The organism is Streptomyces sp. NBC_01451, from assembly GCF_036227485.1.
Lineage (GTDB): Bacteria > Actinomycetota > Actinomycetes > Streptomycetales > Streptomycetaceae > Streptomyces.
Map to the genome: position 1 here is coordinate 6,981,191 of NZ_CP109479.1, position 26,416 is coordinate 7,007,606.

Genomic DNA, 26,416 nt, shown 5'->3' on the forward strand with positions numbered 1-26,416 from the left:
CTGGACCGTGCCCGCCACGAACCCGGTGACAGAGACCCGGCAGGCTTCAACGTGTCTGGGCGGAAGCGTAGTTCAGAGCGTGTGCCGGACTAGGAACCGGCTCGTAGCGCCGACAGGCCGAGGTCCGGGCGGTGCGAGCGGGCCAGCAGGCGCAGACAGACGGCCGGGTTGTCGCGGACGGGGCGGCGGGTGACCGCGGCGCCCATGGTGGCCGCGCGGCGCAGCCGCTGGTCGTGCAGGAGGATGACGAAGCGGGTCAACGTCTGCTGCTCGGAGGGGAGTTCGGCGATGATCCGGGTGGCCTCGCGGAGCGTGGCGTGGGCCGTCGCCGCCGTGGCGGAGAGCAGGGAACGGACGCCGGGGAGGTCCCGGCCGTGTTCCAGGTCGGCCCGTACGACGCCGTGCTTCTCCAGGTGGTCGGTGGGGAGGTAGAGGCGTCCGTCGCGCAGGTCCTCGGCCAGGTCGGTGAGGAAGTCGGTGCGCTGGCAGGCGTCGGCGAGCAGCCGGCAACTGTCCGCGTAGGCCCGGCTGCCGCCGCCCGGCATCGACAGACCCGAGGTGATCATGAGGAACGGCCAGGTGAGCTTGTCGATGTACGCCTGGTAGTCGTCCTCGGTCGTGAACCCGCCGAAGTCCAGGTCGATTTCGGCCCCGACGAGATACGAGTCCACCCAGGAGCGCGGCAGTTCACGAGCCTCGGCGGTGTGCAGGAAGGCCCGCAGCAGGGGATGCCGGGCGGTTCCGGTGTCCAGTGCCGTGCGCACCTGCTCGGCCCAGCCCTCGTAGCGGCGCGTCCGCTCCTCCACCGTGCCCCGGTCGCACAGGTCGTCGGTGAACGACGCGAACGCGTATCCGGCGAGGATGTGGGGCTGGAGGCGGGCGGGCATCAGCAGCCGCACCGCCACATGGCCGGCGGGTTCCCGGCTCAGCATGAACTGCTTGGCCTTCAGATAGGCGGCGCGGTCGGTGCCGCTGGTCACTCCCGCCGCGTCCAGACAACGTTGCCAGGATCGCACCGGCACGCCTCACCGTCGTAGTTGCGTTTGCCCTCGCAGTCTACGACCGGCGGTGGGCGGAGGCAGGGGCGGGGCGTAGGGGTGCGCCCCTGCCTCACGTCGGGACGGGCCGGCGACGCCGGGATGCCGCCGGCCCGAGTATCGCGGCCTTCTCGCGCGCCTCCGGCTAGCCCGCGCTCACCTGGAGTTCCTTGACGCCGTTGACCCAGGCCGAGCGCAGCCGTCGCGGGTCGCCGACCAGGGTGAGGCCCGGCATGGCGTCGGCGAGGGCGTTGAAGATCAGGTTGATCTCCATGACGGCCAGGGACTTGCCGAGGCAGAAGTGCGGGCCGCCGCCGCCGAAGCCGAGGTGCGGATTGGGGTCGCGGGTGATGTCGAAGACGTCCGGGGAGTCGAAGACCTCGGGGTCGCGGTTGGCGGAGGAGTAGAACAGGCCGACGCGGTCGCCCTCCTTGATCTTCTGGCCGCCCAGCTCCGTGTCCTGGGTGGCCGTTCGCTGGAAGGAGACGATGGGGGTCGCCCAGCGCACGATCTCCTCGGCGGTGGTTTCCGGGCGTTCGCGTTTGTACAGCTCCCACTGGTCCGGGTGGGTGAGGAAGGCGTGCATGCCATGGGTGATGGCGTTGCGGGTCGTCTCGTTGCCCGCGACGGCCAGCATCAGCACGAAGAAGCCGAACTCGTCCGAGGCGAGGTTGCCCTCGTCCTCCGCCGCCACCAGCGTGGTGACGATGTCCTTCGCCGGGCACTGCTTGCGGTCGGCGGACATGTTCATGGCGTACGAGATGAGTTCCATGGCCGACTCCTGGCCGATCTCCTCCGTGATCGCGACCTCCGGATCGTCGTACGAGATCATCCGGTTGGACCACTCGAAGATCCTGAGGCGGTCCTCCTGGGGGATCCCGATCAGCTCGGCGATGGCCTGGAGGGGCAGTTCGCAGGCGACCTCGGTGACGAAGTCGAAGGGGCCGCTGCGGGCGGCGGCGTTCGCGGCGATGGCGAGCGCGCGGCTGCGCAGGTTGTCCTCCAGGGCGCGGATCGCGCGCGGGGTGAAGCCGCGCTGCACGATCTGGCGGACGCGGGTGTGCTCGGGCGGGTCCATGTTGAGCAGGATCAGCCGCTGGGCGTCGATCGCGTCGCGCTCGATGCGCTCGTTGAAGCGGATGATCGCAGTGTTCGTGGTGGACGAGAACAACTCCGGGTGCGTGGAAACGTACTTGACGTCCGCGTGCCGGGTGACGGCCCAGTAGCCCTCGTCGGCGAAGCCCGCGATGCCGGGGTGCTGGGGCACCCAGTGGACCGGCTCGGTGGCGCGCAGCTCGGCGAACTCCGGGAGAGGTACGCGGTGTTGGAGCAGGTCGGGGTCGGTGAAGTCGAACCCTTCGGGCATCGCGGGACAGGACGCCATCGGAAACTCCCGTCATCTGACCAGTATCTGACGGTCCATCAGGAATGAGTGGGTGTCGCGAAGGTAGTAACGGGTTCTAGAAGAGGCAAGGGGTGCGACGTCACCAATTCCGGGCACAGCTTGTGCTATCGGGCGCTGCAAGGGGGTTGCGGTGTCGGACGGGCCGTCAGCAGACTGCAAGCAGAACTAGAACGCGTACTAGTTCTGCGTGGCGGGTGGCCGGGACGCCCGCGCCGCGCGGGTGACCTGAGGAGAGGAACTCCCCATCATGGCCGCGGAACCCGTGATCGTCGAAGCCGTACGCACCCCCATCGGCAGGCGCGGCGGCGCGCTCGCCAACCTGCACCCCGCCTACCTGCTGGGCGAGACCTACCGCGAGCTCCTGGGCCGCACCGGCATCCCCGCCGACTGTGTCGAACAGATCGTCGGCGGCGCGGTCACCCAGGCCGGCGAACAGTCCGCCAACCCCGCCCGCACCGCCTGGCTGACCATGGGCCTGCCGTACGAGACCGCGGCGACCACTGTCAACGCCCAGTGCGGCTCCTCCCAGCAGGCCTCGCACATGGTCGCCAACATGATCTCGGCGGGCGTCATCGACGTCGGCATCAGCTGCGGGGTCGAGGCGATGTCGCGGGTGCCGCTGGGCTCGGCGTCCAAGCACGGCCCCGGGAAACCGTTCCCGGAGGAGTGGAACGTGGACCTGCCCAACCAGTTCGAGGCGGCCGAGCGGATCGCCCGGCACCGCGGACTGACCAGGGAGAACGTGGACGCGCTGGGGCTTCTCTCGCAGGAGCGGGCGGCGGTCGCCTGGGCGGAGGAGCGGTTCAAGCGGGAGACGTTCGCCGTGCAGGTGCCCACGACGGAGGAGGAGCAGGGCGCCGGGCAGGGCATGTGGCGCCTCGTCGACCGGGACGAGGGGCTGCGCGACACCTCGGCCGACGCCCTGGCGGCCCTGAAGCCGATCATGCCGACCGCTGTCCACACGGCGGGCAACTCCTCCCAGATCAGCGACGGTTCGGCGGCGCTGCTGTGGGCGTCGAAGCGGATGGCGCGGGCGCTGAAGCTGCGCCCGAGGGCGCGGATCGTGGCCCAGGCGCTGGTGGGCTCCGACCCGCACTTCCACCTCGACGGCCCCATCGACGCGACCCGGGCGGTGCTCGGCAAGGCGGGCATGACGCTCAAGGACATCGACCTGATCGAGATCAACGAGGCCTTCGCCTCGGTGGTGTTGAGCTGGTCGCAGGTCTTCGAGCAGGACCTGGACAAGGTCAACGTGAACGGCGGGGCCATCGCCCTCGGGCACCCGGTCGGCGCGACCGGGGCGCGGCTGATCGCCACGGCACTGCACGAACTGGAGCGGGTGGACAAGGAGTTCGCGCTGATCACCATGTGCGCGGGCGGGGCACTGGCGACAGGGACGATCATCCAGCGGCTCTGAGAGCCGCCGTGGCGGCCGCCGTGGCAGAGGTTGAGAGGTTGCCGGAGCGGTTGTCGAAGCGGTTCCGGGGGCGGTGGTGGCTGCGGCTCACCCGTAGAGGGGGTCGTCCGGCGTTCGTACGACGACGAGCCGCAGTCGGCAGCCGAGCCGGCGGTTCGCCAGAGAATCGAACGTGCGCGCGATTCGGTACGGGCCTCGAAGGCGCAGGCAGCTCCCCGTCGTGCCCGTCCGTGACTCGGGGAACCCCCGCGGTCGCGCTCCGATGTTCCCGTCGGCGCCCATGCGAATTTTCACAACTACCCTGCGGAAGTGATCGAAACCCTGTACGTACGCGTGTGCTGCGTTAGCCTCGTTCTGCCAGTGAGGCGAACTGGCGTACGTGGAACATCACTTCGGGGGTTTTGTGACGGACGAAGCTGCCGCACTGCGGCAGGCCGGCGCCGCCCCCCTGCGCCCCGCCGACCCTGAACACATCGGGCCCTACGTCCCGTTGGCGTTGCTGGGCAGCGGTGGCATGGGGCGGGTCTATCTGGCGCGCCCGTCGGACGACGGTCCCGGCCTGTTCGCGGTCAAGGTGATCCGTCCCGAGTACGCCGAGGACCCGACGTTCCGGCGCCGCTTCGAGCAGGAGGCGCTGGTGCACGGCCGGGTCCGTTCGCCGCGTGCGCCGAGGCTGTGCGGCACGGGGTTCCAGGACGAACTGCTGTGGATGGCCACGGAGTACCTCGCCGCGCTCGACCTCACGGAAGCCGTACGGGAGGACGGTGCCCTGGAGTCGGGCGTCGTCTGGCGGTTGGTCGCGGAGCTGGGGCAGGCGCTCGCCGACCTCGCCGCCACGGGGATCGTGCACCGGGACCTGAAGCCGTCCAACGTGCTGCTGTCGCTCCGGGGCGCCCACGTCATCGACTTCGGCATCTCCAAGGCCGCCGACGCGAGCGCGATCACCGGCACCGGCAACCGGGTCGGCACACCCGCCTACATGTCCCCGGAGTACCTGCGGACCGGCCACTGCGACGCCACGTCCGACGTGTTCTCGCTCGCCGGGACACTGATCTACGCGGCGGTCGGCCGGGCCCCCTTCGGCGACGGCACCGGTGTCGACGTGATGCACCGGGTCGCCTTCGAGGAGCCCGACGCCGAGGTGATCGGCGAGATCACGGCAACCGACCCGGCGCTCGGCGCACTGCTGGCCGCCTGCCTCTCCAAGGAACCCGAGCTGCGGCCGACGCCGAGGGCGCTGGTCCAGGCGGCGCGCGAGTGTGCCGGCGAGTCCGCGGAGGCCTCCAGGTGGCCGGAACCGCTGCTCGGCAGGGTGCTGGAGCGGCAGCGGGCGTACGACGTCCTGTACCGCGTCCCCGTCGCACGGGCGGCCGAACTGCGCTCGCAGGGCCACCGCCCGAACCCGGCGCTGCCGGTGCCGGCGAAGGACGGGGCGCCCGTCCCCGCAGCCGGGTCGGCGGTCCCGGCCATGGCGTCCGACGAGACGTCCCCGGGGCAGCGGCGTCCGACGGGAGCTCTCGCCTGGGCGCGCAGAAGACCCGTACCGGCCGCCGCGGCGGGCCTCGCCCTCGGCGCCCTGGCCGCGCTGGTCTTCGTACTCGCCCGCCCGGCGACCGACGCGACCGCCGCGCCGCCCGGTCCCGGCACGACGGCCTCCGCCGAGACCGACGCGGAAGCGGGCCACGCCCTGCCGAAGCCGGGCACCTCGGACGGGAAGTCGCTCCCGAGCACGTCCGGCAACGGCACCGAGACGGCCGACGGCCCCGCCGACCCTTCACAGGTCTCCGACGGCACTGACGACGACGGTGCCGGCGGCGCCGGGAACGACCCCACGGACCCCGGCACCTCGACGGGCACGACCGCGGGCACGGGCACCGACCCCGGCACCGACCCCGATCCCGGAACGGACGGCGGCACCGCCACCACTCCCACCCCCACGCCCTCCCCGGTCACCTCCACGACCGAGCCCGCGGCGGCGCCCTGGACCACCGACTGCACGTACTACGCGGGCAAGGCCCGCACGGCCCTCGGCGACACCGGGAAGCGCGTCAAGCAGGTCCAGTGCATCCTCATGCTGCGCGGGTACGACATCGGCGGCACCGGCGTGGACGGCGTGTTCGGGGAGGGACTGGAGACCGCGATGAAGAACTTCCAGTCGGACAAGGGACTGACCGTCGACGGCATCGTGAAGCGGGTGACCTGGGACAACCTGAGGGCGTCGAAGTGACTCCGCCCCGACAACGGGAACGGAGTCACCCGGCAGTTGGCGCCGGAACACGACACGGATCTGACGTGACGTGACGAGACGTCAGCAGGTAGACCGGTAGACGTACTTGCTCACGTTCGCGTCGCCCAGGTTGGCCGCCGTGATCGACACGAACGACGTGCCGATCGACTTCGTCACCTTCTTCCCCTGGACCGCGTTCACCGCCTCCCGTACCGCCTGTGCGCCGATCTCCTCGGCCTTCTGGGCGATCAGTGCCTGGACCGTGCCCTTCTTCAGCTGTTCGACCTGCGCGGGGCCCGCGTCGAACCCGACGACCTTGACCTTGCCGACCTTGCCGGCGTCCTTGATGGCGTTGTTGGCGCCGTCGCTGGCCGGGGTGCTGATGGAGAAGATGCCCGCCAGGTCGGGGTCCTTGGACAGGGACGCGGCGGTGAGGCGGGCGGCCTCGACGACGCCGCCGCTCGGGGTGGAGGGCTGGACGCCCACGAAGGAGATGTTCGGGTACTTCTTGATCTCGTCCTCGAAGCCCTTGATCCGCTGGTCGGCCGTGGTGACACCCGGGGTGCCGCCGATGATGACGACCTTGCCCTTCTCGCCGACGAGCTCGGCCAGCGTACGGGCCGCCTCGGCGCCGCCCTCCACGTTGTTGGAGGAGACGGCCGAGGAGACGAAGCTCGTGTCGTCGAGGCCCGTGTCCGCCGTCACGATCTTGATGCCGGCCTCGTTGGCCTGCTTCAGCGGCGTGCCCAGCGCCTTCGAGTCCGTCGGCGCGATCACGATGGCGTTCGGCTTCTTGGCCACCGTGCTGGTCAGGATCGGCGTCTGGGTGGCCGGGTCGAAGGTCGTCGCGCCCTGGACGTCCACGGTGGCGCCGAGCTTCTTGCCCTCGGCCTTCGCCCCGCAGCCGAGGGTGTTGTAGAAGGAGTCGGACGCGGTGCCGAGGATGACGGTCACCTTCGGGTTCGCGGTGGACGACGAGGAATCGCCTGACCCGCAGGCGGTGGCGCCGAGGACGACGACGGTGGCCAGGGCGGCGCCTCTGAGGGCGAGGTGGGCGGTCTTCATGGTGCAACTCCATTGGTGCGACGGGACGTTGGGCGGGGGGCGTTCAGCGGGGGGCGTTCGAGAGGGCGGCGGCAGGGCGGCGGCGGGGCTAACGCAGCGTGCGGCGGCGCCGGTTGACGTGGTCGACGTACACGACCCCCGCCAGGACCGCGCCGACCGCGACCTGCTGCCAGAACGGCTGGAGGCCGATGATGACCAGGCCGTTGCTCAGCACGGCCGGGATGAGGGAGCCGAAGGCGGTGCCCAGGACGCTGCCCACCCCGCCGAAGAGGCTGGTGCCGCCGAGCACGGTGGCGACGATCGCCTGGAGGTTGTCCCCGGTGTGGCCGCCGACGGTGGTGGTGGAGAAGCGGGCCAGGTTGACGTACGCGGCGATTCCGGCGAGGAGTCCGCACAGTGCGTACACCTTGATGAGGTGGCGGTCGACGGCGACTCCGGCGCGGCGGGCGGCCTCGACGTTGGAGCCGATCGTGCGGGTGTAGGTGCCGAAGCGGGTCAGGCCCAGGACGACCGCACCGCCGATGGTCAGGCCGATGGCCAGCCACACCGTGTACGGGATGCCCAGGAAACGGCCGAAGCCGAGGCCGCTGACCAGGGAGTCGGGGACTCCGCGCAGGTCCAGGCCGTTGGTGAGGACCAGGGCGCCGCCGCCGGCCGCCGAGAGGGTGGCCAGCGTGGCGATCAGCGGCGGGAGTTTCGCCTTGGTGACGAGGAGGCCGTTCAGGACACCCCAGGCGAGGCCCGTCGCCATCGTTGTCACCAGGCCTGCCAGCAGGGTCAGCGGGCCTTCGCCGCCCAGTGCCGACATCACCTTCACGCCCACGACGCCGGAGAAGATCAGCACCGAGCCGACCGACAGGTCGATGCCCCCGGTGGTCATCACGAACGTCATCCCGATGGCCAGCACACAGTAGGAGGCGGCCTCGATGGCGACGCTGCGCAGGTTGTACGCGGTGAGGAAGTTGTCGGGGTAGGCCGCGCCGAACACCGCCAGCAGCACCAGCAGGACCACCAGGGCCAGGCTCCGGGTGCCCTTCATGTTGCGCCAGGCGGCGGCGAGGGCCGCCGACCGCAGGGAGCGGGGGCTCTCCTCGTCCGGTCCGGCGGCGGTGGACTTCACCTCGGTCGTGGGAGTCATGACTGGTCCTCGCTGTCTGCCGGGTAGCTGTCTGCCGGGTCGAGGGCGGGGTCCGAGGCGTCCTCGAAGGTGAGTGCGCCCGTCATGGCGCCGAGCACGTTCTCGCTGGTGGCCGTCGCGCCGGACAGGCGGGCCACCCGCTGTCCGAGCCGCAGCACCTCGATCCGGTCCGCGTACTCGAAGACGAACGGCAGGTTGTGGCTGATCAGCACCACCGCCACGCCCGACGCCCGGACCCGCTGGATCAGCTGTCCGACCCGTTCCGTCTGTACGACGCCCAGTGCCGCCGTCGGTTCGTCCATCAGCAGCACCCGGTCCGCCCAGTTCACCGCCCGGCCGACCGCGATGCCCTGGCGCTGGCCGCCGGACATCGTGACGACCTGCGCGGCCGTGTCCTGGATGCCGACGCCGAGCGAGCCGAACGCCTCGTCGGCCTTGGCCCGCATGGCCTTCCGGTCCAGGAAGCCGAGCCTGCCGAGCAGACCGGGGCGCATGATCTCCCGGCCCAGGAACAGGTTCTCGGCCGGGTCCAGGTCGGGCGCGAGGGCCAGGTCCTGGTAGACGGTCTCGATGCCCAGGCGGCGGGCGGCGATCGGGTCGGGGATGGTCACCGGTTTGCCGTCGACCCTGATCTCGCCCGCGTCGGGCTGGATCACCCCGGAGATGACCTTGATCGTGGTGCTCTTGCCGGCGCCGTTGTCACCGACCAGGGCGACCACCTCGCCCGGATAGACGGTGAGCGCGGCGCCGCGCAGCGCCTGCACCTGGCCGTAGCTCTTGACGATGCCGGACAGTTCGAGGACCGGGGTGGCGGCGGCGGTCGCCCCGTGCGGTGTCGGGCCGGCGTACCCCGGAGCGGGGGTGGCCGGGGTCGGGGTGGCCGGAGTGGGGGTGCTCATGGCTTCTGCTCTCCGCTTCCACGGGGGGTCAGTACGGTGCCGAGCTCGACCCGGCGGGGTGGTCCGCTCTCGCCCGCGATCCGGGCCAGCAGCAGTCGGGCGGCCTCGCGGCCCATCTCGTAGGCGTCCCCGGACACGACCGTCACGGGGGTCGGCAGCAGGTCGGCGAACGGGAAGTCGTCGAAGCCGACCAGGGCCAGGCCCTGCCCCGGGCCCATGGCGCGCAGGGCGCCGTGGGTCAGGAAGTTGGTGGTGGTGAACAGCGCCGTGGGGCGCCGGTCCGGGGGCAGCGCCAGCAGTTCGGCGGCGGCCTGCTCGGCCTCCGCCCGGGTGCCGTGCTCCAGCCTCGCGACCAGGGCCTCGTCGACCTCGCCGAAGGCGGCGCGTACGGCGTCCAGGTAGCCGTCGAGACGGCGGCCGGTGGTGTAGTAGCTGGCGGCCACGAGAACCCCGATCCGCCGGTGGCCGGCGGCGATCAGATGCTCGGTGGCCTTCCGGGCGCCCCCGTGGTTGTCCAGCAGCACGGTGTCCGCGTCCAGGCCCAGCGCGGGCCGGTCCAGGAAGACCACCGGGGTGCCCTGGGCGACCTCGCGGCCGAGATAGCCGTAGTCCATCGCGCCCGGCACGATCAGCAGCCCGGCGACGCGCTGCCCGAGCAGGTCGTCGATGCCCCGGCGCTCGGCCTCGGGGTCCTCGTCGGAGCTGGCCAGCACGACGTTGTGGCCGTGGGCGCGGGCCACGCCCATGACGCCGTTGGCGATCGAGCCGTAGAAGGGGTTGGTCAGGTCGCCGACCAGCAGCGCGAGCGTGGTGCTGCGCTGGCCGGGGCGCAGGCTCCGGGCGAGGTCGTTACGGCGGTAGCCGGTCTCGTCTATGGCAGCGCGCACCCGCTCCGCGATCGCGGGGGAGACCGTCTCGTCACCGTTGACGAACCGGGAGACGGTCTTGATCGACACCCCGGCAAGGGCGGCGACCTCCCGCATGGTGGGCGTTCGCATGTCCGGCATCACTCCGAAAAGGGTCACTTGGGTGTCGCTGTGTGCCGCACAGCAAACCTCCCGTGAAACAACGTTGTCAATGGATTGGAACAGGGATTTTGCATGCCCTTGCGCGGTGCGGTGGTCGATACGTACGCTCCGACAACGTTGTTTCGAAACAACGTTGTCTTGATCTGCGGGAAATGCACGGGAGGATGATCATGAGGTCGATCGACGAAGCGGAAGGTGAGCTGCCGGAAGGCCTCCGTGCCCTGAGCGCCGACGTGCACCGCGAGTTGCGCTCCCTCGACCCGCGCGCCGCCGACCGCTTCACCCGGCTGCTGACCGGCACCTGGGGCAGGGCGATGCGCCCGCTCCCCGACGGCGAGGTCTTCGTCCTCACCGGCGACATCCCCGCGATGTGGCTGCGCGACAGCACCGCCCAGGTCCGCCCCTACCTCCTCGCCGCCGACGACCCCGCCGTGGCCGCCGCGCTCACCGGCGTCCTGCGCCGCCAGCTGCGGTACGTCCTCGCCGACCCGTACGCCAACGCCTTCAACGCCGAACCCGACGGCTCCGGCGCCGGTCACATCGACGAGCCGACTCCCGACCCGCTGGTCTGGGAGCAGAAGTACGAGGTCGACTCGCTCTGCGCCCCGCTCCAGCTGGCCTACGGCATCTGGCGGGCGACCGGCGACCTCGGCCATCTCACCGCCGACGACCGCTTCGCCCGCGCCGCCCGCCGCGTCATCGCGCTGTGGCGGGTCGAGCAGGACCACGAGAACCGCTCGCCGTACGAGTTCCGCCGCCGCGGCGACTACGAGTACGACACGCTGCCGCGCGGCGGCCGGGGCGGCCCGACCGCGCCCACCGGGATGACCTGGTCCGGTTTCCGCCCCAGTGACGACCGCTGCCGGTACGGCTATCTGGTCCCGGCCAACGCCATGGCGGCCGTCGCCCTCGCCGGTCTCGCCGAACTGGCGGCGGCGATCGGCGACCCCGGACTGGCCGCCGACGCCACCGCGCTGTCCGGCGAGATCGCCACCGGTGTGCGTACGCACGGGGTGACCGCGGGGGCAGACCCCGGGGTGTACGCGTACGAAGTCGACGGTCTCGGCGGGCAGTCGCTGATGGACGACGCCAACATCCCGAGCCTGCTCTCACTGCCCTACCTCGGCTGGTGCGACCCCGGCGACCAGCTCTACCTGCGCACCCGCGAGTTCGTCCTCAGCGACGCCAACCCCTACTACTACGCGGGCGGTTCGGCCGCCGGCATCGGCAGCCCGCACACCCCGCCCGGCCACGTCTGGCCGCTCTCCCTCACCATGCAGGCCCTGACCAGCGACGACGAGGCCGAGCGGACCCGCCTCGCCGAGCTGCTGCTGCGCACCGACGGGGGCACCGGCCGCGTGCACGAGAGCTTCCACGTCGACGACCCGGCGACCTTCACCCGCCCCTGGTTCGGCTGGGGCGACGCCCTCTTCGCCGAGCTGCTGCTCGACCTCGCGGGACGCTCGACCACACGCCTGCACCCGCGGCTGTCCACCACCGAACTGCCCTCGCGGTAGGTCCACTTCGGCTCTCCCGGCGCCGGCGGTCGCTACGATCTCCGGCGTGTGCGCAAACATTGTGGTCGCCGAAGACGACGCGAAGCAGGCCGAACTGGTGCGCCGCTACCTGGAGCACGAGGGTCACACCGTCACGGTCGTCGAGGACGGCCGGACGGCTCTGGAGACGGTCCGGCACCAGGAACCCGACCTGGTCGTCCTCGACGTGATGATGCCCAGAGCCGACGGCCTGGACGTCGTACGGATCCTGCGCGCCGAACGCCGGGAGGTGCCGGTGCTGATGCTGACGGCCCGCAGCACCGAGGACGACATGCTGCTCGGCCTCGACCTCGGCGCCGACGACTACATGACGAAGCCGTTCAGCCCGCGCGAACTGACGGCCCGGGTACGGACGTTGCTGCGCCGCAACCGGCGCGGCACCGACCCGGCTCCCGCGACCGTGCCGGTCCCCGCCCCCGCTCCCGAGCCCGAAGCGGCCCCGGACGACGAGGTGTTGGAGGTCGGCGCGCTCAGGGTCGATCCGGCCCGGCACGAGGTGTCCGTCGCCGGGACGCCCGTCGAGTGCACGCCCGGTGAGTTCCGTATCCTCGCGGCGATGGCGGCCGAACCCGGCCGGGTCTTCACCAGGGCGCGGCTCCTGGACGAACTGCACGGCTTCGACAAGTACATCAGCGGCCGGACCGTCGACGTGCACGTCATGAACCTGCGCAAGAAGATCGAGCGCGCCCCACGGCGTCCGGCCCGTCTCATCACCGTCTTCGGCGTCGGCTACAAACTGACGGACCCGGCGAAGAACGTGCGCCATGCGGCGTCCTGACCGCGGGGGCGGGGCGGCGGCCCGGCTGCCGCTCCGCAAGAGCCTGGCGGGGCGGCTGCTGACGGTGTCGGCGCTGGTGGCCTCGTGCTCGGTCGCCGCGACCGCCTGGCTGGCTGTGCAGACGACCTCCGTCGCGATCCGCCAGGAGCAGGGGCAGAACCTCAAGTCCGACGCGAAGATCTACAACACCCTCCTCGGATACGCGGCCACCCATCCCGGCTGGGACGGTGTCGACGCCACCGTGCGCGAACTGGCGAGTGAGTCCGGGCGCCGGATCGTGCTCACCGCGCAGGACCGACGCCTGTTCGTGGACTCGGCCGGCTCGCGCTCGGCGGACGGCGGTTCGTCCACCGAATCGCTCGCGCCGCAGCCCTCGGCGGTCGTGGACCCCCTGGCCGTCGACACCGTGCTGGTGCCCGACGCCGCCGAGACGGGCGGGGACCGCGTCGATCCACGGGCGGTGGGCCCCTTCCGGCTGACCTCGAAGGAACGCGCCGAGTTGCGGAAGGCCTCCGCCGGGAGGGTGGGGTGCCTCAGCCGGATGGGTATCGCCGCGGACGTCGTCGACAGCCCGGGCGGACGGCCCCGCGTCCGACTCGCGGGCGACGAGAACGCGGGCGGGACCGACAGCGAGATCGACCGTGACATGGAGGCGAAGTGTCTGGCGTCCTTCCCGGTCGGCCCCACCCCGACCGAGCGGAAGGCCCTGAGCGCCCTCAACCAACTGGTCGACGCCTGCCTGACCCGGCAGGGCCGCACCGCCGTGAAACTGAACGTGGACCTGTCCTGGGACCGCGGTTACGTCTACGGACGGGACACCACGGTCTCCGGCGCCGAGGAAGGCCTCAGCGACCGGGAGCTGGCGGCCCTCGCCGCCAAGAAGGCGGAGGACGCGGCGACGGCCGAACGGAAGGCGGTTTCCGGCGGGGCAGTCGACCACGTCCCCTCCGGGATCCGCGACAGCGCGTACGACCGGGCCGTCGCCACCTGTGTCGGCAGCGCCCGCCGGGAACAGCTCTCGGGCTATGTCGCCGAGCCCGCACTGCTGTTCATCGACGGCCCCGGCGCCGCCGGCGTACCCGGCTTCGACCTCTCCCGGGCCAACACCGCACGCATCGCCGGCGTCACCGCCCTGGTCCTCGCGCTCACCGTCGGCGCCTCGGTGCTCGCGGGAGCCAGGCTCGTACGCCCGTTGCACGCGCTCACCGGCGCCGCCCAGCGCATGCGGGACGGGCTGGACGCGACGCCGGTGCCCGTGCCCGTCGTGTCGGACAACGAGATCGGGCGGCTCACGGCGGCCTTCAACGACATGGCCGCGCACCGGGCCCGCCTGGAGGAGCAGCGCAAGGTGATGGTCAGCGATGTCGCCCATGAACTGCGGACACCGCTGAGCAACATCCGGGGCTGGCTGGAGGCGGCCCACGACGGACTGGCCGAACCGGACCCGGCGTTCGTCTCCTCGCTCCTGGAGGAGGCGGTGCAGCTCCAGCACCTCATCAACGACCTCCAGGACCTCGGCGCGGCCGACGCGGGCGCACTGCGGCTGCACCGGAAGCCGGTACGGATCGACGAACTGCTCGGCCAGGTGGCCTCCGCGCACCAGGGACTGGCCGAGAAGGCGGGCGTCACCCTCACGGTCCTGACACCGCCGCCGGGCACCCCCCGCCCGCCGCTCCTCGACGCCGACCCCGTACGGCTGCGCCAGACCGTCAGCAACCTGCTCTCGAACGCCGTGCGCCACACCCCGGCCGACGGCACGGTGACCCTGCGCTCGTACGTCACCGGCACCGGGAACCAGGTCGCCGTGGAGGTGTCCGACACCGGCAGCGGCATCCCGGCGGCCGATCTCCCGTACGTGTTCGACCGCTTCTGGCGGGCGGAGAAGTCCCGCAACCGCAGCACCGGCGGCAGCGGCCTGGGCCTGGCGATCGTCCTCAAGCTCGCCGAGGCCCACGGCGGCACGGTGGACGTGGCGAGCACCGAGGGGGAGGGGGCCACCTTCACCCTGCGGCTGCCGGTGAGTTCGTCCGCCGACCCTGATGGGATGACGACAGCGCTCTGACAGTTTCCTCACAAGTGGCCGTCAGGGTGGAGCCATGCCCGGAACCTGGTGCGGATCGGCAACCAGGTACACGACCGAGCCGGGCTGGAACTGGAGCTCTACATGTCCCGCCGTCTCACCCCGCGCCCGCTGAGCACACTGCGCATCGCCGTCCTGGCCGGCGTCGCGGTCGGCGCGCTGCTCGTCCCGGCCACCGCGGCCTTCGCCACCGACCCGACTCCGACGCCGGGCGCGACCGACTCGACCCCGTCCGACAAGGAGGCGCTGGCGAAGAAGAAGGCCGAGGACGCCAGGGCACTCAAGGAGGCCGAAGCCAGGAAGGCCGAAGCCGCGAAGGCCGGCAAGGACTACCCGCGCGGCGGTGTCGCCGCGGGCGAGGCCCCCGCCCAGGACGGCAACACCGGCGCGCTCATCGGCTCGGCCACGGGCGCGCTGCTGCTCGCGGGCGCCGGCACCTACGTACTGCGCCGCCGCACCACCGCCCGCCGCGAGGGCTGACCCGGCAGCACGACTTCTCGTACGCAACGGTGGCGCCGCCCTTCACCGGGCGGCGCCCTGTGCGTTCCGGTGAATCCCCGCACCCCTGTTCTGGAGCCCGCGTTGCCCCCTGCACACCGTCCGGCCCTGTCCCGGGCCCGACTCACGACCCTGACCCTGCTGACCGCCGTCACCCTGCTCACCGGCTGCTCGTCCAGCCCCGGCCCGACCGTGCGGGTCGCCCCCACCGCCCCCGCCGCCGCGCCCGGCGCGCCGGAGCCGGAGCAGCCCGCGGCCTCCGACCCCGCGGTGACCCCGGCGGCCCCGACCGAGATCACCATCTCCTCCGTGGGGATCACCAGTTCGCTGATGGAGCTGGGCCTCAACCCGGACCGGACGGTCGAGGTCCCGCCGGCCGAGAAGGGGATGACCGCCGGCTGGTACACGGGCAGTGCCGTGCCCGGCGAGGCCGGCGCGGCCGTCATCATCGGCCACAACGACACCCGCTTCGGCGAGGCCGTCTTCCACGACCTCAAGAAGATCGAGACGGGCGCGGACATCACCGTCACGGACGCGACGGGAAAAGCCCTCCACTTCACCGTCACGGCCACGGAGAGCGTCAGCAAGGACGCCTTCCCGACGGAGAAGGTCTACGGGCCGACCGAGGGACGTGCTCTACGGCTCATCACGTGCGACGGCGACTTCGACGCGCAGGGGCACCCGGTCGACAACCTCATCGTGTACGCGACAACGAGTTGAGAGGTCTACGCCTGTCCGATTCGCCCTGTCGTCACGAGTAACGTCCGGTCGATCCCTGCCTGAAGTCTCAAGTAATGGCCACGACTTGCTCGATTGCGTACGCCAACCGACCCTCCAGCACCTACTCTCCCTCCAAAACCATTCGACGGGGATCAGACGGAGAACAGGCGAGCTGAGGACCATGGAGCCACTTCGTCCCACGGACCCGGAGCGGCTGGGGCCGTACCGTCCTGTCGCGCGACTCGGCGCCGGAGGAATGGGCGAGGTCTTCCTCGCCAAGGACGACCGGAAACGGACCGTGGCCGTCAAGGTCATCCGTCCGGAGCTCGCCTCGGGCAGGGCCTTCCGTGACCGGTTCCGCCGCGAGGTCGAAGCGGCGCGGGCGGTGAGCGGCACCTACACGGCGTCCGTCGTGGACGCCGACCCGGACGGTCCCGTCCCCTGGCTGGCCACCACGCACATCCTCGGCCCGACCCTGGCCGACGCGATCGAGGCGTACGGGCCACTGCCGCCGAGATCGGTACTGGCCCTCGGCGCCGGACTCGCCGAGGCACTGATCGCCGTCCACTCCGCGGGGCTGGTGCACCGCGACCTCAAACCGTCCAACGTGCTGCTCTCCGCCGAGGGTCCGCGCGTCATCGACTTCGGCATCGTCCGCGCCACCGACGGCTACGAACTCACCCTGTCCGGCGTGCTGCTGGGCTCCCCGCGGTACATGTGCCCGGAGCACGCCACCGGGGACCCGATGGGCCCGGCGGGCGACGTGTTCTGCCTCGGCTCGGTGCTGGCCTACGCGGCCACCGGCAAGGCGCCCTTCGACGGCGCGTCGGCGGCCACGCTGCTGTACCAGGTGGTGCACGGTACACCGGACCTGACCGGCGTCCAGGAACCGCTGGACACGATCATGCGGCTCTGTCTTGAGAAGTCCCCGGCGGCCCGGCCCAGCCCGGACCGGGTGTCGGCGGCGTGCGCGCCCGGCGGCGTCGACGCGCTGGACTGGGACGGCTGGCTGCCGGAAGACGTTCTCTCCGGGATAAGACGCCAGGCCGCCGAGCTCATGGATCTGGACCTCGGCCTCGACGCGAAGACGGACGTCCTCGCGCGGGAGGCCGCCCCCGCCGCCGTGGCAGCCGCTCCCGGCTCCGGCGGTCTCCGCGTCGATCCGCGCCTGGCGGCCGTTCAACGCCTGGTCACGGGAGGCCCGGTCAGCCCTCGGCGCGTCGTCTTCCCGGAACGCCCCGAGTCCGACCGGCCCGGCGAACACCCCGGCCGGCCGCAGCCCGGCCCGACGCACGAGCGGTCCCCGCAGCAGCAGCCGTCCGAGGCGTCGCCCGACCGGGGCTCCCACCGCGCCCCGCGCTCGTCCCGGTCGGCCGCCCCCTCCCGCCGAACGGTCCTCACGACCGCCGCACTCGCCCTGGGCACCGGCGTCGCAGCCCTCCTGCACGGCTCGAAGGACGACGGACCGAGCGGTGCGGCATCGCCGGCCGGACCGGCGCCGGAACCCCTGTGGACGTACCGCAGCGAGCCGCTCGTCCAGGCACCGGCGGTCTTCTACAACGGCACGACCCTGCTGAAGACCCAGTCCGGCACCATGTTCTGCCTCGGCCTCGCCGACGGCGCCAGTCCCCGCTGGACCTACCGGGGCATCAGCCAGTCGCCCACCCCGCCCCTGATCGTCTCGGACGTCGTCGTCGCCCTGGGCACCGGCGCGACCGTGCTCGGCGTCGACCCGGTCACGGGCGTGGAGCGGTACTCGCTCGACTTCGGGGCGGACTTCCGGTTCGACACGCTGCTCGGCGGGGCCGACGGCACGGTCACCATCGTCGGGCTGCGGTTCGACCGCCAGGACAACCCGGACGGGTCACGGGGGTCGGCCACCTCGACGAACGTCGTCCTCGGTACGAACCTGCGGGCGCGGCTGGCCCAGGTCATCCCCATCAGCCCGCAGGACATCGGCCTCGACCTGAGACCGTTCATCGATTCCGGCCACTTCGTCTACCTGGACGGGCTGCACCGTCTCACGGCGCGGGGCACCGACGGCCGCGGGAGCGTGCTGTGGAGCCGACGCATCGCGTCGGACTCGGAGAGCCGGTCGGCCCCGAAGGTGGTGGACGGGACCGTGTTCGCGGCCGACAGCGAACTCGTCGCCGTGGACCTGGAGACCGGGGCGCTGCGCTGGCGGGTGCGGGAGGAGAAGGGCGGCTTCGCCTCCGTGGCGGTGGCGGGCGGCACGGTCTTCTGCACGACGAGCGACCCGCACGGTGTCGAGGCGTTCGACGCCACCGACGGCTCCCGGCGCTGGTTCTGCGAAACCCCCGGGCTGGACCTGGAGAACCCGCTCGTCGCGGGCGGCGACGCGGTGTTCGTCACGGCCGCGGCCAACAAGGACGGCTTCTACGCGATCGACGCGCGGCGGGGCGAGCTGCTGTGGAACTTCACCGACGGCCGGGACACGGGCATCAACGACTGGCAGCTCTCCTGCGACGCCGACGGCGGCACGGACCATCCGCTGATCGCCCAGCACTTCGACAAGGTGTACGCGCTTCCGATGCCTCGGTCCTGACGGCATCCGGGAGCCCGTGACCCGTCACTGGGCGATTCGGGCGGCGATCACACGGACGTGGTGGGGCGGCTCAGAGCTGCTCCCAGCTGCCGGGGTCCTCCGCCGGATCGGCGGAGGCGCCGGGAGTGCCCTCCCGGAAGGCCGGCGCCTGGAAGGGGTCGATCTCCGGGGTCGGCGAATCGGTCCTCGCTTGGAACGCTGTCGGTTCCGGCGCGGAGAACAGAGAAGTCAGCTCGATGGAAGGTCTCCTGATCCTCGATGCGGGGCTGCAGAACTCAGAGAACGGTCAGCTTGGCGTAGGGACTGATGATCCGTTCCTGACGCCCGCCGAAGTCGACGAGTACTGCGATGCCGTCCTCAACGGTGGTCACCCGGCCGAGGCCGAAGACGTCGTGAGTGACTCGGTCGCCTACCGCGAACAGCTTGGTAGGAGGTGCCACAGGGGCTTTGAAGGGGCTGGTGGCCAGATGGGCCCGCGTTACCGCTGTCTTTGTCATTGACTCCAGTATGCTCCGCGCGGGCCTGTCGTGGGCCCGATGGGTACCCCCGACTCTCGCGGACCATGCCCGCGCCCGGTCCGCGCCTACGCGCGCGGGCCCGGGGGGAAGCCCGCTCGCCGATATGAATCGTGCAGGTCACGCGGGGTGCGAAGGGTGACTGCGAGGCCCTGTGGCGGCCCGTCGGAAGGCCCGGCCCTACGCGTCATGATCGCGAAGAGTTATGAATCGGTAGCCACTTTCGGCGCCTCGAACGCCATGCCGCGAGCCCCGATCACTCCCGCCCCGACGTACTCACCGCCAACACGGCCACCACGACGGCCGCGACGAGGAGCGGAATTCCCAGGCCGTGACGGACCACCAGCCACGCGCCGAGCAGGGCACCCACCGCCATCGCCGCCACCGACGCCGAGCGGCGCGGAGAGTGTCTGCCCGTGCCGCCGGCCGCGCGGGAGTCGGCGGCGAGACCGGTGAGGGTCATCGTCAGGACGGTGGTGGTCAGGTCGGGGACGCCCAGCCTGCGCACGGTGGCGTTGCGCAGGCCCATGGCGAAGGCCGTGACCGCGATCAGCGTGTAGACGGTGGCCGTCGCGTCCGGCGCCGCGAAGGCAACCGCCGAGGACACGCCCAGGAACAGCGCCTCGACGGCGAGGGTGACCCGGGCCCACCTCCGGCGCGAGCCGCCGCCCAGCCGCCCCGCGACGCGCCCTCCGGCCACCGCGCCCACCAGGAACGAACCCAGCGACACCAGGGTGTGCGGTACGGAGAACCCGGGCGCCCCGGCGGCGGCGAAGCCCAGCACGACGACGTTTCCGGTCATGTTCGCGGTGAAGACGTGGCCGAGCCCGAGATAGCTGACGGCGTCGATCAGTCCGCTGACCACCGTCAGCACCAGCAGAACGGCCACCAGACGCAGACCGCGCGACTCGGGATCCCGCGACGACGGCCGGCCCGGCCCGGTTGCCTCTGTGCTCATCGGGTCAGTCCACCACGGGCGTACCACGGGGGTGTACGCGGGGACGGGGCGGGATCACGAAGGCGCCGGCCCTCCGAGGTGATCGGAGGGCCGGCGCCCTGGTGCTGTCGGCCTTTCCGGGATTCGCCGGGCCGGCTCAGTACCAGTGGTGGACCTGCCAGAAGTTCCAGGCGCCGACGGGGCTGCCGTAGCGGTCGTTCATGTAGTCCAGGCCCCACTTGATCTGGGTGGCCGCGCTGGTCCTCCAGTCGGAGCCGGCCGAGGCCATCTTCGAGCCGGGGAGGGCCTGGACCAGGCCGTACGCGCCGGAGGAGGCGTTGGTGGCGTCGACGTCCCAGCCGCTCTCGTGCTCGACGATCTTGCTGAAGGCGTTGTACTGCGCGTCGTTCGGGATCAGCTTCTGCGCGATCGCCTTGGCGTCGGACGCGGAGGCGGTGGTCGCCGCCTGGGCCGGAGCCGCGGCCAGCACCATCCCGGCGGTGGCGGCGGCCACGGCGGCGGTGGTGAGGGCCTTCTTGGGGGAGGCGATGGTGCGGGCGATACGGGAGACGAACACGGAGAACCTTTTCCTCGGGGTCAGGACCGTCGCGGGCGGGCCGGTGCCACGTGCTGCGCTTGTTGCGTGTGTGGCGGTGACATGCGGCGGCGCCGCGACCCGTGAGGGTTCGTCGGCGCCGTGCGACTGCTCCAGAGAAACAAACCCGACGGCCGTCCGCAATCACCCCTTTTGCTAGTTGTGGTCGTATGTGGGTGTTGAGTGCACTTTGTGACGTGGTTCTCAATGTGCAGGTCAGGGGCGGTTTCTGTGTGGGCATGACATGGGCTTCGGTCTACTAATCCGCTTCGTAGGTGACATGCGTCCTGTGGGCCGCTTCACGCGCCGGGCGCGTCGAAAGTGACCTGGCTCTCGAAGGCGGCCCGCCGAGTGGCCCGGCGCAGCGCCTTGAGGACGGTCGGGCCGAGGGTGATCGTCAGGACGACGGTGAGGACCGCGCGTCCCAGGTCCCAGCCGAGCGAGGTCGCCAGGCAGTACGTGACGAAGCGGGCCAGGTTCGCGGGCAGCGGCGCGTCCGGCACGAAGGCGATGTTCGAGGCCAGCTCGCCCATGAAGGGCCAGCCCGCCAGGTTCATGACCGTCCCGTAGGCGACAGCGGCCAGGAAGCCGTAGCAGGCGAGGAGCAGCAGTTCCGCCCGGCCGCGCAGCCGCTCCCCGCCCGGCAACAGGCCCGCGCCCATCGTGAACCAGCCCATCGCGAGCATCTGGAACGGCATCCAGGGCCCCACCCCGCCCGTGAGCAGCGCGGACGCGAACATGGTCACCGAGCCGAGGACGAACCCGAAGCCGGGGCCCAGGACGCGTCCGCTCAGCACCATCAGGAAGAACATCGGCTCCAGACCGGCCGTACCGGCACCGAGCGGGCGCAGGGCCGCCCCGGCCGCCGCCAGCACGCCGAGCATCGCCACCGCCTTCGGGCCGAGCCCCGACTCGGAGATCGTCGCCGCCACGACCGCGACGAGCAGGACGAGCAGCCCGGCGAAGAGCCAGGGCGCGTCCCGCGCGTGCGCGCTGACGGCGGAGGCGGGCGGCGCGAGGAACGGCCAGCCGAAGCCCGCCACCCCCACGGCGCCGACCAGGACCAGGGCGGCGGTGGAGCGCGGCCCCAGCCGGACGGTGTGGAGCCTGCCGCGTCCGCCCTTCGCGGGGCCGCTCATCGCAGGGCCTCCCGCACCTGGGCGACGGTCAGCCAGCGCTGCGGGGCCAGGATCTTGGTGACCTGCGGCGCGAAGGACGGCGACGCCACGACCACCTCCGCCGTCGGACCGTCCGCCACCACCTCCCCGCCGGCCAGGATCACCACCCGGTGGGCCAGCTCGGCCGCCAGTTCCACGTCGTGCGTGGCCAGCACGATCGCGTGGCCCTCGGCCGCCAGCGCGCGCAGGACGGTGACCAGCCGGGCCTTAGCCGCGTAGTCGAGGCCCCGGGTCGGCTCGTCGAGGAGCAGAAGAGGCGGCCGGGCGGTCAGTACGACGGCCAGCGCGAGCGCCAGCCGCTGCCCCTCGGACAGATCACGCGGGTGCGTGTCGTCCGTGATCCCGGGCAGCAGTTCGGAGACCAGCGCCCGGCAGCTCCCCGGCCCGGCGCCCGCGTCGGCGTCGGCCGCCGCGCACTCGGCGGCGACCGTGTCGGCGTACAGCAGGTCGCGCGGCTCCTGCGGTACGAGGCCCACGCGGCGCACGAGGTCCCGGGGCGCCGTCCGGTGCGGCACCGCACCGCCGACCCGCACCGAACCCGCGGCCGGTTCGACGAGCCCGACCAGCGCCCCCAGCAGCGTGGACTTCCCGGCGCCGTTGCGGCCCATCAGGGCGACCGTCTCACCGCAGGACACGGTGAGGCCGACCCGGCGCAGGGCCTCGACACGGCCGTGGCGGACGGTGAGGGCGTCGACTTCCGCCGCGTGGGAGTGAGCCGGGGGTGCCGGTGGCGGCGGGGTCCGGCGGAAGCGTCGGCGGGGGGTGGGGAGCGGTTCAAGTGCGTTTATCTGTACGGGAGTTGGAGTGTGTTCCGGATACGGGCGGTCCGCCAGGCGCTCGCGCAGGTCACCGGCGCTGCGGCGGGCGTCACGCACCGTCAGGGGCAGCGGGGACCAGCCGGCCAGGCGGCCGAGGGCGACCACGGGCGGGTACACCGGGGAGGACGCCATCACCTCGGCCGGGGTGCCGACGACCGGGGCGGCGCCGGGGGAGGGGAGGAGGACGACGCGGTCGGCGTACTGGACCACCCGTTCCAGGCGGTGCTCGGCCATCAGCACCGTCGTGCCGAGATCGTGGACGAGGCGTTGCAGGACCGCGAGGACCTCTTCGGCCGCCGCCGGATCGAGCGCCGACGTCGGCTCGTCGAGGACCAGGACCCTCGGGTGCGGGGTGAGGACCGAGCCGATCGCGACCCGCTGCCGCTGGCCCCCGGAGAGGGTGGCGATCGGGCGGTCGCGCAGGTCGGCCAGGCCCAGCAGGTCCAGTGTCTCCTCCACCCGGCGGCGCATCACGTCCGGGGCCAGGCCCAACGACTCCATGCCGTAGGCGAGTTCGTCCTCGACGGTGTCCGTCACGAAGTGGGCGAGCGGATCCTGGCCCACCGTGCCGACCACATCGGCGAGTTCACGCGGCTTGTGGGTGCGGGTGTCACGCCCGGCCACCGTCACCCGGCCGCGCAGGGTGCCCCCGGTGAAGTGCGGGACGAGACCGCTCACGGCGCCCAGAACCGTCGACTTGCCGACGCCCGACGGGCCGACCAGCAGGACGAGTTCACCCTCCGGCACCTCGAAGTCCACGTGCCGGCAGGCGGGTTCGGCGGTCCCCTCGTAGGTCACGGAGACGTCCTCGAAGCGGATCACGACGGCTCCCTGGGAGTGATGGAGGTGACGGGGGCGGTGGGGACACCGGTTCGGTTGTCGGCGGGGGGACTCGGGAGGACGAGGGCCGGGAGGAGCCCCAGCAGCACCGCCGCGGCCGGCCACAGCGGCAGGGCCGGGGACACCAGCGGTACGACACCGGGGTGCAGCGCATTCGCCGAGCCGGCGGAGCGGACGGAGGCGAGGACCGTCAGCACCGCCACCAGCACCCCCGATCCCGCGACCAGCCATGCCCGTACACCCCACACGTCCGGCCGGTACCGGGTGCGCGGGGAACGCCGGCCCCCGAGCCACAGTCCGCCCAGCGCCGCCGCCAGCCCGGCCAGCAGCACCGGCAGCCCGTAGGTGCCGCCCGCCGCCGTCAGCAGCCCGTACGTGCCCGCGCAGACGCCCAGCAGGCCGCCCAGGGTGAGCGCGCCGGTCGTACGGCGGACGGCGGCCGGGACCTCGGCGGTGCGGCCGTATCCGCGCGCCTCCATCGCCGCCGCCAGCGCGACCGACCGCTCCAACGCGCCCTCCAGGACCGGGAGTCCGACCTGTAGCAGCCCCCGTACGCCCCGGTCCGGACGGCCGCGCAGCCGACGGGCGGCGCGCAGCCGCTGGACGTCCGCGACGAGGTTCGGCGCGAAGGTGAGGGCCACGACGACAGCGACCCCGATCTCGTACAGCGCGCCGGGCAGGGACTTGAGGAGGCGGGCCGGGTTCGCGAGGGCGTTCGCGGCGCCGACGCAGATCAGCAGCGTGGCCAGCCGCAGACCGTCGTACAGGGCGAACACCAGCCCCTCGGCGGTCACCCGGCCGCCCACGCGCACCCCCTGCGCCCAGTGGGGGAGGGGGAGTTCGGGGAGCGTGAGAAGGACGTGCGAGCCGGGAACCGGTGAGCCGAGGACGACGGCGAAGACGAGGCGGATGCCGAGGACGGCCAGGCCGAGCTTGACGAAGGCGGTGTAGGAGCGGGCCCAGGGGGCGTCGGTGCGGTGCGTGGCGACGACGTAGCCGGCCACGGCGACGAGGAGGCCCAGGAGGAGCGGGTTGGTGGTGCGGGTGGCGGCGGTGCCGAGCCCGAGGGACCAGACCCACCAGGCGCCGGGGTGCACGGGTGAGTCCCGGAAGGGGTGCGGGGCCGTATCGGTCGGCGGCTCCGCCGCGGGGCGCGACCAGCCCCCACCGGCACGCGGGTTCGTCACCGTTGTTCCGGCGGAGCGCTCGGCCTGCGGCGCCGGCTCTGCCAGGTCGCGGCCCCGCCGAGCGCCGCCACGGCCGCGATCCCCGCGAGCAGGCCGACGGAGGGGCCACTGTCCGGGTCGGCGGCGCTGTCGGCGGGCTTGTTCGCACCCACCGCACCCACCGCCTCGCCGCATCCCGTGCGCGGATAGCCGGAGATCGCGCACAGCAGCGCGCCGGTGTCGTAGCGCAGGGGTTTGGCGACCGAGGCGAGGGCGTCCGCCGTGGTCGCGTCGGGGGACACGCGGGCGCACGCCGTGCGCGTCGCGGGCGGACGTTCGCCGGACGGCGCGTCGGCGGACGTACCGAAGTCGATGACCAGCGCCACCCGCTTCCGGCCCTCCCGCGCGGGCGTCCTGGCGCAGACGACCGAGAACACGGCGTCGGCGCGCGGCCGGGCGGCGCTCCGCGAGTCCGGGCTCACGGCGAACCGGAAACCCTGCACGTCACCGTCGGAGGGCCGGGCGGTCGACGGCCCCTGCGTGGCGTACGTCCACGAGCCGCCGTCGCGCTCCCAGAAGGACCAGTAGCGGTAGCCGGTGGCCTGGGCCCGCCCGGCGCCCGCCCAGAGGCAGAGGAGGAGTGCGGCCAGCAGGGGCGGGAGCGCGCGGCGCCGGATCACGGCCGCTGCTTCCGCTTGTTGCGCCCACTGAGCAGGAAGCCGATCCCGACACCGGCGACGAGGAACACCCCGACGGTCCAGAGCGTCCCGAACCCGCTGTCGTCGTCCGTGCCGTCGGCCTCGGCGCTGTCCTTGCCACTGGTGGCGGCGGTCGGGGAAGCGGAGTCCGGGACGGACGCGGGCGCCGGGCCGGTCGCGTCGAGGAGCGCGACCAGGTCCTGGCCGCCGAAGTCGCGCGGGTCGGCGGACTCGGCGTTCGCGGCGAGGATCAGCTGCGCGTACGCGGCCGGCCCCGCCTCCTTCGCCCACGGCCCGGAGTTGGCCTCCAGCCAGCGCAGCGCGTCCGCCGCCCGCGGACCCTGACCGGCGGTCGCGAGGGCGAGGACGGCGTCGGCGGTGTTCCCGTAGTCGGGCCGGTCCTCGGCCCCGGCAAGCGCCGACGTCAGGTGCGCGTCCTTGGCCAGCGCCGTTACGAGATACGCGGCCCCGTTGCGCGCGACCTGCCCGGGATCGTCGGAGTCCGTACAGGCCGCAGCGGCGCCGCCACTCGGCTTCACGGCCTCCCCGGCGAGCCCCTTCCCCAGCAGGCCGACCACGGCCGCCGCCGTGGCGTCGTCGTTGGCGGCGAGCCCGCCCTTCTTGTCCGGCTGGTAGGCGAAGGCGCCCCCGCCGGCCGAGTCGCAGGGCAGAGCCAGCTTCAGCAGCAGCTGGTACGGGGACCTGCCGCCCTTGGTGACCTCGCCGGGCTTCTCACCGGCCGCGGCGAGGGCCCCGACGACCACGGAGGTGGAGTTCGCGTCGCTGGCCCCGCCGGCCGCGTACCCCCAGCCGCCGTCCGCGTTCTGCACGGACTTCAGCCAGGCGACGGCCTTGCCGACCACCGCGTCCTGTCCGCCGAGGGCGGCGAGTGCCTGGACGGCGGCGCCGGTGCTGTTGGTGTCGACGAGGACTTTGGCGTCGCAGGGCGCGCCGGTATCGCTTCGGAACGGCGCGAAGGCGCCGTCGGCGCACTGCTGCCCGGCCAGCCAGTCCACAGCCGCCGCGGCGGGCCGCACCCCCACGGTGTCCTGCGCGAGCAGTGCGAGGGACTGACGCCAGACGCCGTCGTAGGTGGGGTCGCCGGTGCCGTACAGCCCGGCGGGGAGAGGGGCCGAGGGGGACGGCGAGGCGGCGGACGCCTGACCACCGCCGGTCACGGCGACGACGGCGATGACGGCCAGAGCCGCGGCGCTGCGGCGGACATTCATGATCGGCGGGTGCCTCTCCCTGCGGG

22 protein-coding genes are annotated in these 26,416 nt (G+C 72.5%); 8 read left to right on the plus strand and 14 right to left on the minus strand.

All coding sequences use genetic code 11. The features are described from left to right. Positions 1 to 89 precede the first annotated feature (89 nt). Positions 90 to 980, minus strand: a complete 891-nt coding sequence (locus OG595_RS30650; RefSeq protein ID WP_329277580.1) for a phytoene/squalene synthase family protein — start codon at positions 978 to 980, stop codon at positions 90 to 92. Between the two features lie 202 nt (positions 981 to 1,182). Next, entirely contained in the window at positions 1,183 to 2,403 is a 1,221-nt protein-coding gene (locus tag OG595_RS30655; RefSeq protein ID WP_329277581.1) for a cytochrome P450, read from the minus strand. 286 nt (positions 2,404 to 2,689) lie between these two features. On the opposite strand from OG595_RS30655, the gene OG595_RS30660 reads away from it, so the two are divergent. Together OG595_RS30660 and OG595_RS30665 are read left to right on the plus strand one after the other, a co-directional pair. Then, positions 2,690 to 3,859: a steroid 3-ketoacyl-CoA thiolase gene (locus OG595_RS30660; protein WP_329277582.1), complete on the plus strand. Its 1,170-nt coding sequence runs from the start codon at positions 2,690 to 2,692 to the stop codon at positions 3,857 to 3,859. A 403-nt stretch (positions 3,860 to 4,262) separates the two neighbouring features. Next, entirely contained in the window at positions 4,263 to 6,086 is a 1,824-nt protein-coding gene (locus OG595_RS30665) for a protein kinase domain-containing protein (protein WP_329277584.1), read from the plus strand. 81 nt (positions 6,087 to 6,167) lie between these two features. Here OG595_RS30665 and OG595_RS30670 read toward each other — a convergent pair whose 3' ends face one another. The 4 genes from OG595_RS30670 to OG595_RS30685 form a co-directional block, all read right to left on the minus strand. Next, positions 6,168 to 7,151, minus strand: a complete 984-nt coding sequence (locus tag OG595_RS30670) for an ABC transporter substrate-binding protein (RefSeq protein ID WP_329277586.1) — start codon at positions 7,149 to 7,151, stop codon at positions 6,168 to 6,170. Positions 7,152 to 7,239: 88 nt separating this feature from the next. Continuing rightward, positions 7,240 to 8,289: an ABC transporter permease gene (locus OG595_RS30675; protein ID WP_329277588.1), complete on the minus strand. Its 1,050-nt coding sequence runs from the start codon at positions 8,287 to 8,289 to the stop codon at positions 7,240 to 7,242. Next, the gene (locus OG595_RS30680; protein WP_329277590.1) at positions 8,286 to 9,188 is read right to left on the minus strand and encodes an ATP-binding cassette domain-containing protein; all 903 of its coding nucleotides are present in this window, start codon (positions 9,186 to 9,188) and stop codon (positions 8,286 to 8,288) included. The genes OG595_RS30675 and OG595_RS30680 overlap by 4 nt, the downstream gene beginning before the upstream one ends. Continuing rightward, on the minus strand, positions 9,185 to 10,186 hold the full coding sequence (locus OG595_RS30685) for a LacI family DNA-binding transcriptional regulator (RefSeq protein WP_329277592.1): 1,002 nt from the start codon (positions 10,184 to 10,186) through the stop codon (positions 9,185 to 9,187). Before OG595_RS30685 ends, OG595_RS30680 begins: the two co-directional genes overlap by 4 nt. A gap of 200 nt (positions 10,187 to 10,386) precedes the next feature. Between OG595_RS30685 and OG595_RS30690 the strand changes: the two genes are divergently transcribed. From OG595_RS30690 to OG595_RS30715, 6 genes are all read left to right on the plus strand, one after another. Further along, a complete protein-coding gene (locus OG595_RS30690) occupies positions 10,387 to 11,733 on the plus strand; it encodes a glycoside hydrolase family 125 protein (protein WP_329277594.1) in 1,347 nt (448 codons plus the stop codon). A gap of 46 nt (positions 11,734 to 11,779) precedes the next feature. Continuing rightward, positions 11,780 to 12,550: a response regulator transcription factor gene (locus tag OG595_RS30695; RefSeq protein WP_329277596.1), complete on the plus strand. Its 771-nt coding sequence runs from the start codon at positions 11,780 to 11,782 to the stop codon at positions 12,548 to 12,550. After that, positions 12,537 to 14,612: a sensor histidine kinase gene (locus OG595_RS30700; protein ID WP_329277597.1), complete on the plus strand. Its 2,076-nt coding sequence runs from the start codon at positions 12,537 to 12,539 to the stop codon at positions 14,610 to 14,612. The genes OG595_RS30695 and OG595_RS30700 overlap by 14 nt, the downstream gene beginning before the upstream one ends. A 102-nt stretch (positions 14,613 to 14,714) precedes the next feature. Then, positions 14,715 to 15,110: a sortase-dependent protein gene (locus OG595_RS30705; RefSeq protein ID WP_329277598.1), complete on the plus strand. Its 396-nt coding sequence runs from the start codon at positions 14,715 to 14,717 to the stop codon at positions 15,108 to 15,110. A gap of 102 nt (positions 15,111 to 15,212) precedes the next feature. Continuing rightward, the gene (locus OG595_RS30710) at positions 15,213 to 15,848 is read left to right on the plus strand and encodes a class F sortase (protein ID WP_329277599.1); all 636 of its coding nucleotides are present in this window, start codon (positions 15,213 to 15,215) and stop codon (positions 15,846 to 15,848) included. Between the two features lie 181 nt (positions 15,849 to 16,029). Further along, on the plus strand, positions 16,030 to 18,414 hold the full coding sequence (locus OG595_RS30715) for a protein kinase domain-containing protein (RefSeq protein ID WP_329277602.1): 2,385 nt from the start codon (positions 16,030 to 16,032) through the stop codon (positions 18,412 to 18,414). Positions 18,415 to 18,689: 275 nt separating this feature from the next. Here OG595_RS30715 and OG595_RS30720 read toward each other — a convergent pair whose 3' ends face one another. The 8 genes from OG595_RS30720 to OG595_RS30755 all read right to left on the minus strand — a co-directional run bounded on the left by OG595_RS30720 (position 18,690) and on the right by OG595_RS30755 (position 26,390). Further along, positions 18,690 to 18,911 (minus strand): hypothetical protein, encoded by a 222-nt coding sequence (locus tag OG595_RS30720; RefSeq protein WP_044473203.1) that lies wholly within the window; start codon positions 18,909 to 18,911, stop codon positions 18,690 to 18,692. A gap of 274 nt (positions 18,912 to 19,185) precedes the next feature. Next, entirely contained in the window at positions 19,186 to 19,887 is a 702-nt protein-coding gene (locus OG595_RS30725) for a YoaK family protein (protein WP_329277607.1), read from the minus strand. Positions 19,888 to 20,023: 136 nt separating this feature from the next. Then, the gene (locus OG595_RS30730) at positions 20,024 to 20,443 is read right to left on the minus strand and encodes a transglycosylase SLT domain-containing protein (RefSeq protein ID WP_329277609.1); all 420 of its coding nucleotides are present in this window, start codon (positions 20,441 to 20,443) and stop codon (positions 20,024 to 20,026) included. Positions 20,444 to 20,760: 317 nt separating this feature from the next. Then, positions 20,761 to 21,600 carry an ECF transporter S component gene (locus tag OG595_RS30735; protein WP_329277611.1) on the minus strand — a complete coding sequence of 280 codons (840 nt, stop codon included), beginning with the start codon at positions 21,598 to 21,600 and terminating at the stop codon, positions 20,761 to 20,763. After that, entirely contained in the window at positions 21,597 to 23,279 is a 1,683-nt protein-coding gene (locus OG595_RS30740) for an ABC transporter ATP-binding protein (protein ID WP_329277613.1), read from the minus strand. Before OG595_RS30740 ends, OG595_RS30735 begins: the two co-directional genes overlap by 4 nt. Beyond that, positions 23,276 to 24,484: a CbiQ family ECF transporter T component gene (locus OG595_RS30745; protein ID WP_443073194.1), complete on the minus strand. Its 1,209-nt coding sequence runs from the start codon at positions 24,482 to 24,484 to the stop codon at positions 23,276 to 23,278. The genes OG595_RS30740 and OG595_RS30745 overlap by 4 nt, the downstream gene beginning before the upstream one ends. Then, on the minus strand, positions 24,481 to 25,140 hold the full coding sequence (locus OG595_RS30750; protein ID WP_329283361.1) for an SCO2322 family protein: 660 nt from the start codon (positions 25,138 to 25,140) through the stop codon (positions 24,481 to 24,483). Before OG595_RS30750 ends, OG595_RS30745 begins: the two co-directional genes overlap by 4 nt. Then, positions 25,140 to 26,390, minus strand: coding sequence for a prenyltransferase/squalene oxidase repeat-containing protein (locus OG595_RS30755; protein WP_329277615.1), 1,251 nt, complete (start codon positions 26,388 to 26,390; stop codon positions 25,140 to 25,142). The genes OG595_RS30750 and OG595_RS30755 overlap by 1 nt, the downstream gene beginning before the upstream one ends. Positions 26,391 to 26,416 lie beyond the last annotated feature (26 nt).

Bases quoted from the DNA above. Each gene is read 5' to 3' on its own strand.
- OG595_RS30655 (WP_329277581.1), bottom strand. From the start codon at position 2,403: ATGCCCGAAGGGTTCGACTTCACCGACCCCGACCTGCTCCAACACCGC.
- OG595_RS30720 (WP_044473203.1), bottom strand. From the start codon at position 18,911: ATGACAAAGACAGCGGTAACGCGGGCCCATCTGGCCACCAGCCCCTTC.
- OG595_RS30675 (WP_329277588.1), bottom strand. From the start codon at position 8,289: ATGACTCCCACGACCGAGGTGAAGTCCACCGCCGCCGGACCGGACGAG.
- OG595_RS30715 (WP_329277602.1), top strand. From the start codon at position 16,030: ATGGAGCCACTTCGTCCCACGGACCCGGAGCGGCTGGGGCCGTACCGT.
- OG595_RS30755 (WP_329277615.1), bottom strand. From the start codon at position 26,390: ATGAATGTCCGCCGCAGCGCCGCGGCTCTGGCCGTCATCGCCGTCGTC.
- OG595_RS30700 (WP_329277597.1), top strand. From the start codon at position 12,537: ATGCGGCGTCCTGACCGCGGGGGCGGGGCGGCGGCCCGGCTGCCGCTC.
- OG595_RS30670 (WP_329277586.1), bottom strand. From the start codon at position 7,151: ATGAAGACCGCCCACCTCGCCCTCAGAGGCGCCGCCCTGGCCACCGTC.
- OG595_RS30735 (WP_329277611.1), bottom strand. From the start codon at position 21,600: ATGAGCGGCCCCGCGAAGGGCGGACGCGGCAGGCTCCACACCGTCCGG.
- OG595_RS30660 (WP_329277582.1), top strand. From the start codon at position 2,690: ATGGCCGCGGAACCCGTGATCGTCGAAGCCGTACGCACCCCCATCGGC.
- OG595_RS30705 (WP_329277598.1), top strand. From the start codon at position 14,715: ATGTCCCGCCGTCTCACCCCGCGCCCGCTGAGCACACTGCGCATCGCC.
- OG595_RS30685 (WP_329277592.1), bottom strand. From the start codon at position 10,186: ATGCGAACGCCCACCATGCGGGAGGTCGCCGCCCTTGCCGGGGTGTCG.
- OG595_RS30725 (WP_329277607.1), bottom strand. From the start codon at position 19,887: ATGAGCACAGAGGCAACCGGGCCGGGCCGGCCGTCGTCGCGGGATCCC.
- OG595_RS30680 (WP_329277590.1), bottom strand. From the start codon at position 9,188: ATGAGCACCCCCACTCCGGCCACCCCGACCCCGGCCACCCCCGCTCCG.
- OG595_RS30690 (WP_329277594.1), top strand. From the start codon at position 10,387: ATGAGGTCGATCGACGAAGCGGAAGGTGAGCTGCCGGAAGGCCTCCGT.